The following is a 6,622-nucleotide window of genomic DNA, read 5'->3' on the forward strand; positions in this document are numbered from 1 at the left end:
ATGGATCGTCGCTTGTTTCTCGGACTGACCGCAGCCGCCGGTGCAGTCGGCTCCCTCGGACTAAGTCCGGCCCGCGCGGCTACGCCAGATGGCGCGCGAAACGTCGTGCTGGTCCACGGGCTCTTCGCGGACGGATCCTGCTGGACCGACGTCATCGCCCGGCTCCAGGGCAATGGGCTCAACGTCACCGCGGTCCAGAACCCGCTGACGACCCTGGAGGAATCCGTCGCCGCGGTGCAGCGCGTCCTCGCCCAGCAGGACGGCCCGACCGTGCTGGTCGGCCATTCCTTCGCGGGCATGATCGTCACGGAAGCCGGCATCGACCCAAAGGTCTCGGCCCTGGTCTACGTCGCTGCCCGCGCTCCGGATGCCGGCGAGGATTACCCGGCCCTCGCCAAGACTTACCCGACCCCGCCGGCTTCCGCGGGCATCGTCTTCGACGGCGAATATGGCCGCCTCACCCAAGACGCCTTCCTGCACGACTTTGCGGGCGACGTTCCCGAGGCTCGGGCAAAGGTCCTCTACGCGGTGCAGGAGCCGTTTCGAAAGAGCCTGCTAGCCGGCAAGACGACCCATGCGGCCTGGCGCTCGAAGCCGAGCTTCTACGCGGTCTCGACGGACGACCGGACCATCAACCCCGATCTGCAGCGCTTCATGGCCAAGCGCATGAATGCGACCACCATCGAGGTGAAGGCGAGCCACGTCTCGCTGATCTCGCAGCCCGACACGATCGCGAACCTGATCCTGAAGGCGTCCGGCCGCCAGTAAGGGTCATACGGAGCGGTCTGCTGCGCCGCTCTTTCTTATCCCACGCCTACCGGGTGCTTCGTCACCGCGGGCGTCCGCATCGTCACCAGCTCCTCGCCAGCGGTGGGATGCACGGCGATGGTGCGGTCGAAATCGGCCTTGGTCGCGCCCATCGTCACCGCGATGCCGACGGCCTGGATGATCTCGCCGGCATCGTGCCCGAGCACGTGCACGCCGACCACGCGGTCGCTGGCCTTGTCGACGAGCACCTTCATCAACATGCGCTCGTCGCGACCCGACAGTGTCGCCTTCATTGGGCGGAAGCTGGAGCGATAGACGTCGATGTCACCGAAGCACTGCCGTGCAACGTCCTCGTTGTGGCCGACCACGCCGATTTCGGGGGTCGAGAACACCGCCGTCGGGATCAGGCGATGGTCGACGCACCAGGGCTTGCCGCCGAACACCGTGTCAGCGAAGGCGTGACCCTCGCGGATCGCCACCGGCGTGAGCGAGGCGCGGCCGGTGACGTCGCCGACCGCGTAGATCGAGGGCACCGAGGTCTTCGAGAATGCGTCGACGGGAATCGCGCCATTCGGCTTCGTCGTGATGCCGACCTTCTCTAGGCCAAGGCCGGCGACGTTCGGGCGCCGCCCGGTGGCGCCGAGCACGCAATCGACGCTGAGTGTCTCGCCGTCGCTCAGCGTCGCGCGGATCGCATCGCCGTCACGATCCAGGCGTTCGACGGTACGGTTCAGGCGCAGATCCATCCGCTTGGCGTAGGCCTCGCCGAGCGCGTCGCGGATCTCGTCGTCGAAGCCGCGCAGCAGCCGGTCGCCGCGGTGGAGCAGGGTGGTGCGGCTGCCGAGCCCGGCGAAGACGCCGGCGAACTCGACCGCGATATACCCGCCGCCGACCACCAGGATGCGCTCGGGCTGGCTTTCCAGTTCGAACACGCCATTCGAGTCGATGCTGAACTCGGAGCCGGGGATCGCCGGCTCGTTCGAGGGTGAAGCGCCCACCGCGATCAGGATCTTCTCCGCGCGGATCAGTCGGCCGGAGCTGCCGAGCCTCACCGTATGTGGGTCCTCGATGGTGGCGCGCTCGGCCACCACCTCGACACCGCTGCCCGCGAGGTTGCGGGTATAGATGCCTTCCAGCCGAGCTACCTCGGCATCGCGGCGCTGCTTGAGCCTGGCCCAGTCGAAAGTCGGGTGACCGATCTCCCAGCCGAAGCCGGCGGCGTCCTCGAACTCCTCCGTAAAGCGACTGGCATAGACCATCAGCTTCTTGGGCACGCAGCCGCGGATCACGCAGGTGCCGCCGAGGCGATACTCTTCAGCCAGCATCACCCGGGCGCCATGACCGGCCGCGATGCGCGCCGCGCGCACACCGCCCGAGCCGCCGCCGATGACGAAGAGATCGGTGTCGAAGGTCACGCTCATGCCGATCCGATTCTGCGAGAAAGCTCGGGGTTACTGGAGTTGGTGTCCGCGCTTACCCATCTCCGCGCGCACGCGGATCATCATGTATTCCGAGACCTCCTGGGTCCAATCCTGCATCGCGCCGACCAGCTCGTCGAGCACCTGCGGCTGGGTCTCGACGTAGCGCTTGCCCGACGGCGAGCGGAAGAAGGTCACGATGTCCTGCAACTCCGCCTCGTTGAGGCGCCGCGCATAGATCTGTGCCGCGACGTTGATCATGCGCTGCTTCTGCAGCTCCATCTCGGGCTCCAGACCCTTGATCACCTCGTCGAGGTCCTTGCTCAGTTCCGGCCGGGTTACGGAGTTTTTCTTGATCTGTTCGGCCAGCGCCGGGATGATCGAGTCGAACGAGCGCGCAATACCGGAATTGAACATGACCTCGCGCGCCAGCGCGATGTGGTTCTGGCTCATCTGCGACTGGCTCTGAGCGGCCGGCGCCGGGGGCGCTGCCGGCTTTTCGCCCGGCTTTGCGGCCGGTGGCTTCGCGGCAGGTTGCTGGGCGAGGGCGGCCGGCGCGAGCAGCGTGGCGCCGACGAGGGCCGCTCCGATGAGGCGGGCGGCCAGGGCGTCGAGGCGGCGGGACATGGACAGCGCTCCGGGGGCTTGTCGGAAATCGGTTCGTTCTAAAGGGGTCACGCGGTACCGAGCACCGTCACCACGGCCTCGTCGCCACGGGCTTCGGCGAGGATGGCGCCACTGGCGAGACCAAGGAACAGGCCGTGCTCGACGACGCCGGGCACCGCCCAGAGCATCGCGGACAGCCGCTCGGGATCAGCAATCGCCCCGAGCCGCGCGTCGACGATGGCGTGGCCGCCGTCGGTGACGAAGGGCTGACCGCCCGAGGCCTTTCGCAATGTCAGCTCGCCGGCGCAGCCGGCTGCCTCGATCGCCTTCTGGACTGCCTTGAAGGTGGCGCCGAAGCCGAACAGGTTCACCTCGATCGGTAGCGGGAAGGCGCCCAGCTTTGCGACGTGCTTGGCGGCATCCGCGATCACCACCATGCGCCGGCTGGCATGCGCCACGATCTTCTCGCGCAGCAGCGCGCCGCCGCCGCCCTTGATCAGGCGGAGCTGGTCATCGAGTTCGTCCGCGCCGTCGATGGTGAGGTCGAGCTCGGGACATTCCTCCAGGCTGGTCAAGGGAATGCCCTCGGCTTCGCAGGCCGCGCGCGTCGCTTCCGAGGTCGGCACGCCAATCACGTCTAGCCCCGCGCGGACCCGCTCACCGAGGAGCAGCACGAAGGCGTTGGCGGTGGTGCCGGTGCCAATTCCAAGGCGCATCCCGTCTGCGACGAGATCGACGGCGCGGGCAGCCGCCGCGCGGCGCAGATCGGGACCACTCACGCGCAGGTTCCGGAAATCGCTGGGTAGGGAAGTGGGTGCATGATCATGCTCACGAACTCGGCGCGAGCCCCTAGCACGCCTCACGATCCCCGCAAACGCGGCCCCGCGAGGATCACGCGTTCGTCAAAGAACGTGCCGCACGATCAAGTATGTGGTCAGGGACGACCGCCGCCCTGCGGAGGCGTAACGCTCGGTGCCGTGCGGGCGGCGGGCGCTGCATTGGCGGAGCCGGCCGGCGGCGGATTTGTCTGCGGGGTGCAGACGACCAGCTCTTCGCGCACCTGCACGTAGCAGATGCTCATCTCGCCGGTTCGGAAATTGACCCGGAAGACGCCGGCCTCGCGGGTGTGGCGAGAGGCGATCAGGCCGTACTCGGCCGGCGCCTGGGCGCTCGCACCTTCGCCGGCGGGGAAACACAGGGTCACGCCGACATTGTCGTCGCGGAGGCCGTACTGGCAGGAGGTGACTTCGCCCGTCGAGCGGTCGACCCGGTAGACCCGGTTCAGGTCGATCTGAGGGGCCGGCACGAATTCATAGGGGCCAGCTGCAAGGGCGGGCAGGCTCGCGGCGCAAACGACGATGGCGGTCAGTGCCGACCGCACGGTGCGGGGCGAGAGGCAGGCGGGCATGGCCGGTGACCCTGTCACTGGGGAAGCATCCCAGTGACAGGACCCGATTATGGTTAACGAAATCCTTCGGACATACGGCAGCCGATGATGATTACGGTGTCCCGTGAACCGAAGCGGTTCATCGGCCGTCCGTGCCGGCGCTCAAGGGGTCTGAGGGGCAAAATGCCGCCACCGTTACATCCCAATGGTCGGATGGTAGGGCAAGCGTGAGGTCCACCGTCCGTGCTATGGGCTGCCCGAACTCACGGGGCGAAAACGACGGCCTCGCCAAGGCTTACCCGGATCGATAGTCACCGAACATGCAACCGATGCCCGAGACGGACCGTTGGACGATCGCCCGTCTCAAGGCTCTCGCGCGCTACGGCATCCTCGATACCCCAGCGGAAGCCGGCTTCGACGACATCGTCGGGTTAGCAGCAGAGATCTGCGAGACGCCGATTGCTCTGGTCAGCCTCGTCGCCGACGACCGGCAATGGTTCAAGGCGCGCATCGGCCTCGACCCATGCGAGACGCCGCTCGAGCAATCCGTCTGCGCGCATGCGCTGAAGCAGACGGGGCTCCTCGTGATCCCGGACCTCCAGGACGATCCGCGCACGGCCGCGAACACCCTCGTCACCGGCGAGCCGCATCTGCGCTTCTATGCCGGAGCCCGTTTGGAGACCCCGGATGGCGAGGCGATCGGGACACTCTGCGTCATCGATCATCAGCCTCGCCCGGACGGGCTCACCCCTCGACAGGCCTCCAGCCTGCAGAGGCTCGCCGGGCAGGTGATGATGCAGATGGAGATGCGCCGTGCCGTCGTCGAGCGCGATGCCGCTGCGCGACTTGCGCGAGAGGCGGCCATTCGCCATCGCCAAATCCTCGACAGCGCCATCGATTACGCGATCCTGACGACGGATCTCGACGGCAGGGTGACGAGCTGGAGTGCCGGGGCGGAGCGGGTTCTCGGTTGGTCCGAGGCCGAGATGCTGGGCGGGACGGTCGACGCCTTCTTCTCGCCCGAGGATGTGATGGCCGGCCTCGCCGAGCGGGAGATCCGCGCCGCGCGTGAGCACGGCCGCAGCCAGGGGGAGCGCTGGCACCTGCGCAAGGACGGCTCGCGCTTCTTCGGACAATGCGAGATCATGCCGCTTACGGCCGCCGATGGCGGTCATGTCGGTTACCTCAAGATCCTGCGCGACCGCACCGAGCAGCGCAGCTTCGACGAGCGCTCGCAACTTGCCGAGGGCGCGCTGGCTGAATCCGAGGAGCGCATGCGGCTCGCGGTCGAGGCCACCGGCATCGGCATCTTCGATTACGCTCCCGAGACTGAGAGCCTGCGCTGGGATGCTCGCGTGCGCGAGATGTTCGGGATCGGCCCGGACGACCCGGTGACCTACGAGGGCAGCTATCTCGCCGGACTCCATCCCGATGACCGCGAGGCGGCGGATGCAGCGGTGCGTGCCGCCACCGATCCGGCGGGCCCGGGGATCTTCGACGTCGAGTATCGCGTGCGCGGCATCCGCACGGGCGTTGAGCGCCGGATTGCAGCGCGCGGAAAATCGACCTTCGTCGACGGCCGCCAGATCCGCTTCGTCGGCACAGTGCGCGACGTGACGGCCCGCAAAGCTGCCGAGTTTGCCGTGCGTGCCACCGAGGAGCGCTACCGCCTGGTCACGCGGGCGACGAACGACGCGATCTGGGACTGGGATCTCGAGGCCAACCATGTCCTCTGGAATGACGCCCTGGGCACCACTTACGGCTACGACCTCGCCACAGTGGAGACGACCGGCGAGTGGTGGCTCGACCATGTGCATCCTGAGGATCGTGCTCGGGTCGAAGAAGACATCCGCTCGGCCATCGCCGCCAACGGCAGCGAGTGGAGCCATGAATACCGCTTCCGCCGTGCCGACGGCAGCTACGCCGACGTGCTGGACCGCGGCTACATGGTGCGGGGCAAGCGCGGCGAGCCCATCCGCATGATTGGCGCGATGCTCGATCTATCCGAGCGCAAGCGCGACGAGCGACGGCTGCGCGAGATGAACGCCCTGTTGGAGGAGCGCGTCGAGGCGCGCACCCGCGAGCGCGACCGCACTTGGAGCGTGTCTCAGGACCTGATGCTCGTCATTGACCATACGGGGATCTTCCGCGCCGTGAGCCCGGCCGCAACCCGGATTCTGGGCTGGCAGCCCGAGGAGATGATCGGCTGCTCGGTCTTCGATTTCATCCATCCCGAGGACCAGGCCCGCACCCTGGAGGCGCTGCACTTCGCTACCGAGCAGAGCCTGCCGGCCTTCGAGAACCGCTATCGGCACAAGGATGGCAGCTACCGCTGGATGTCGTGGGTCGCGGTGCCGGAAGGAGGGCTGATCTACGCCACCGGCCGCCACATCACGGCGGAGAAGGAACAGGCCGAGGCCCTGGTTAAGGCTGAGGCGGCCTT

The 6,622-nt window shown here is 67.5% G+C and carries 6 protein-coding genes; 2 read left to right on the plus strand and 4 right to left on the minus strand.

From position 1 onward, the window contains the following. Positions 1–768 carry an alpha/beta fold hydrolase gene (locus tag MGN01_RS07855; protein WP_147046027.1) on the plus strand — a complete coding sequence of 256 codons (768 nt, stop codon included), beginning with the start codon at positions 1–3 and terminating at the stop codon, positions 766–768. Positions 769–803: 35 nt separating this feature from the next. Here MGN01_RS07855 and gor read toward each other — a convergent pair whose 3' ends face one another. The 4 genes from gor to MGN01_RS07875 all read right to left on the minus strand — a co-directional run bounded on the left by gor (position 804) and on the right by MGN01_RS07875 (position 4,200). Further along, complete coding sequence (gor, locus tag MGN01_RS07860) at positions 804–2,189, minus strand: glutathione-disulfide reductase (RefSeq protein WP_147046028.1); 1,386 nt, start codon at positions 2,187–2,189, stop codon at positions 804–806. Positions 2,190–2,219: 30 nt separating this feature from the next. Continuing rightward, a complete protein-coding gene (locus MGN01_RS07865; protein WP_147046029.1) occupies positions 2,220–2,813 on the minus strand; it encodes a DUF2059 domain-containing protein in 594 nt (197 codons plus the stop codon). 47 nt (positions 2,814–2,860) lie between these two features. Next, positions 2,861–3,571, minus strand: coding sequence for a ribose-5-phosphate isomerase RpiA (gene rpiA / locus MGN01_RS07870; protein WP_147046030.1), 711 nt, complete (start codon positions 3,569–3,571; stop codon positions 2,861–2,863). Between the two features lie 155 nt (positions 3,572–3,726). Further along, positions 3,727–4,200, minus strand: coding sequence for a hypothetical protein (locus tag MGN01_RS07875; RefSeq protein ID WP_170245871.1), 474 nt, complete (start codon positions 4,198–4,200; stop codon positions 3,727–3,729). Positions 4,201–4,508: 308 nt separating this feature from the next. Here MGN01_RS07875 and MGN01_RS07880 point away from each other — a divergent pair. Next, a partial coding sequence (locus MGN01_RS07880; RefSeq protein ID WP_244612299.1) for a PAS domain S-box protein occupies positions 4,509–6,622 on the plus strand: 2,114 nt, incomplete at its 3' end.

This window comes from Methylobacterium gnaphalii (genome assembly GCF_007992215.1).
Lineage (GTDB): Bacteria > Pseudomonadota > Alphaproteobacteria > Rhizobiales > Beijerinckiaceae > Methylobacterium > Methylobacterium gnaphalii.

Coding starts and splice junctions, on each gene's coding strand:
- MGN01_RS07875 (WP_170245871.1), bottom strand. CDS start 4,200: ATGCCCGCCTGCCTCTCGCCCCGCACCGTGCGGTCGGCACTGACCGCC.
- MGN01_RS07855 (WP_147046027.1), top strand. CDS start 1: ATGGATCGTCGCTTGTTTCTCGGACTGACCGCAGCCGCCGGTGCAGTC.
- gor (WP_147046028.1), bottom strand. CDS start 2,189: ATGAGCGTGACCTTCGACACCGATCTCTTCGTCATCGGCGGCGGCTCG.
- MGN01_RS07865 (WP_147046029.1), bottom strand. CDS start 2,813: ATGTCCCGCCGCCTCGACGCCCTGGCCGCCCGCCTCATCGGAGCGGCC.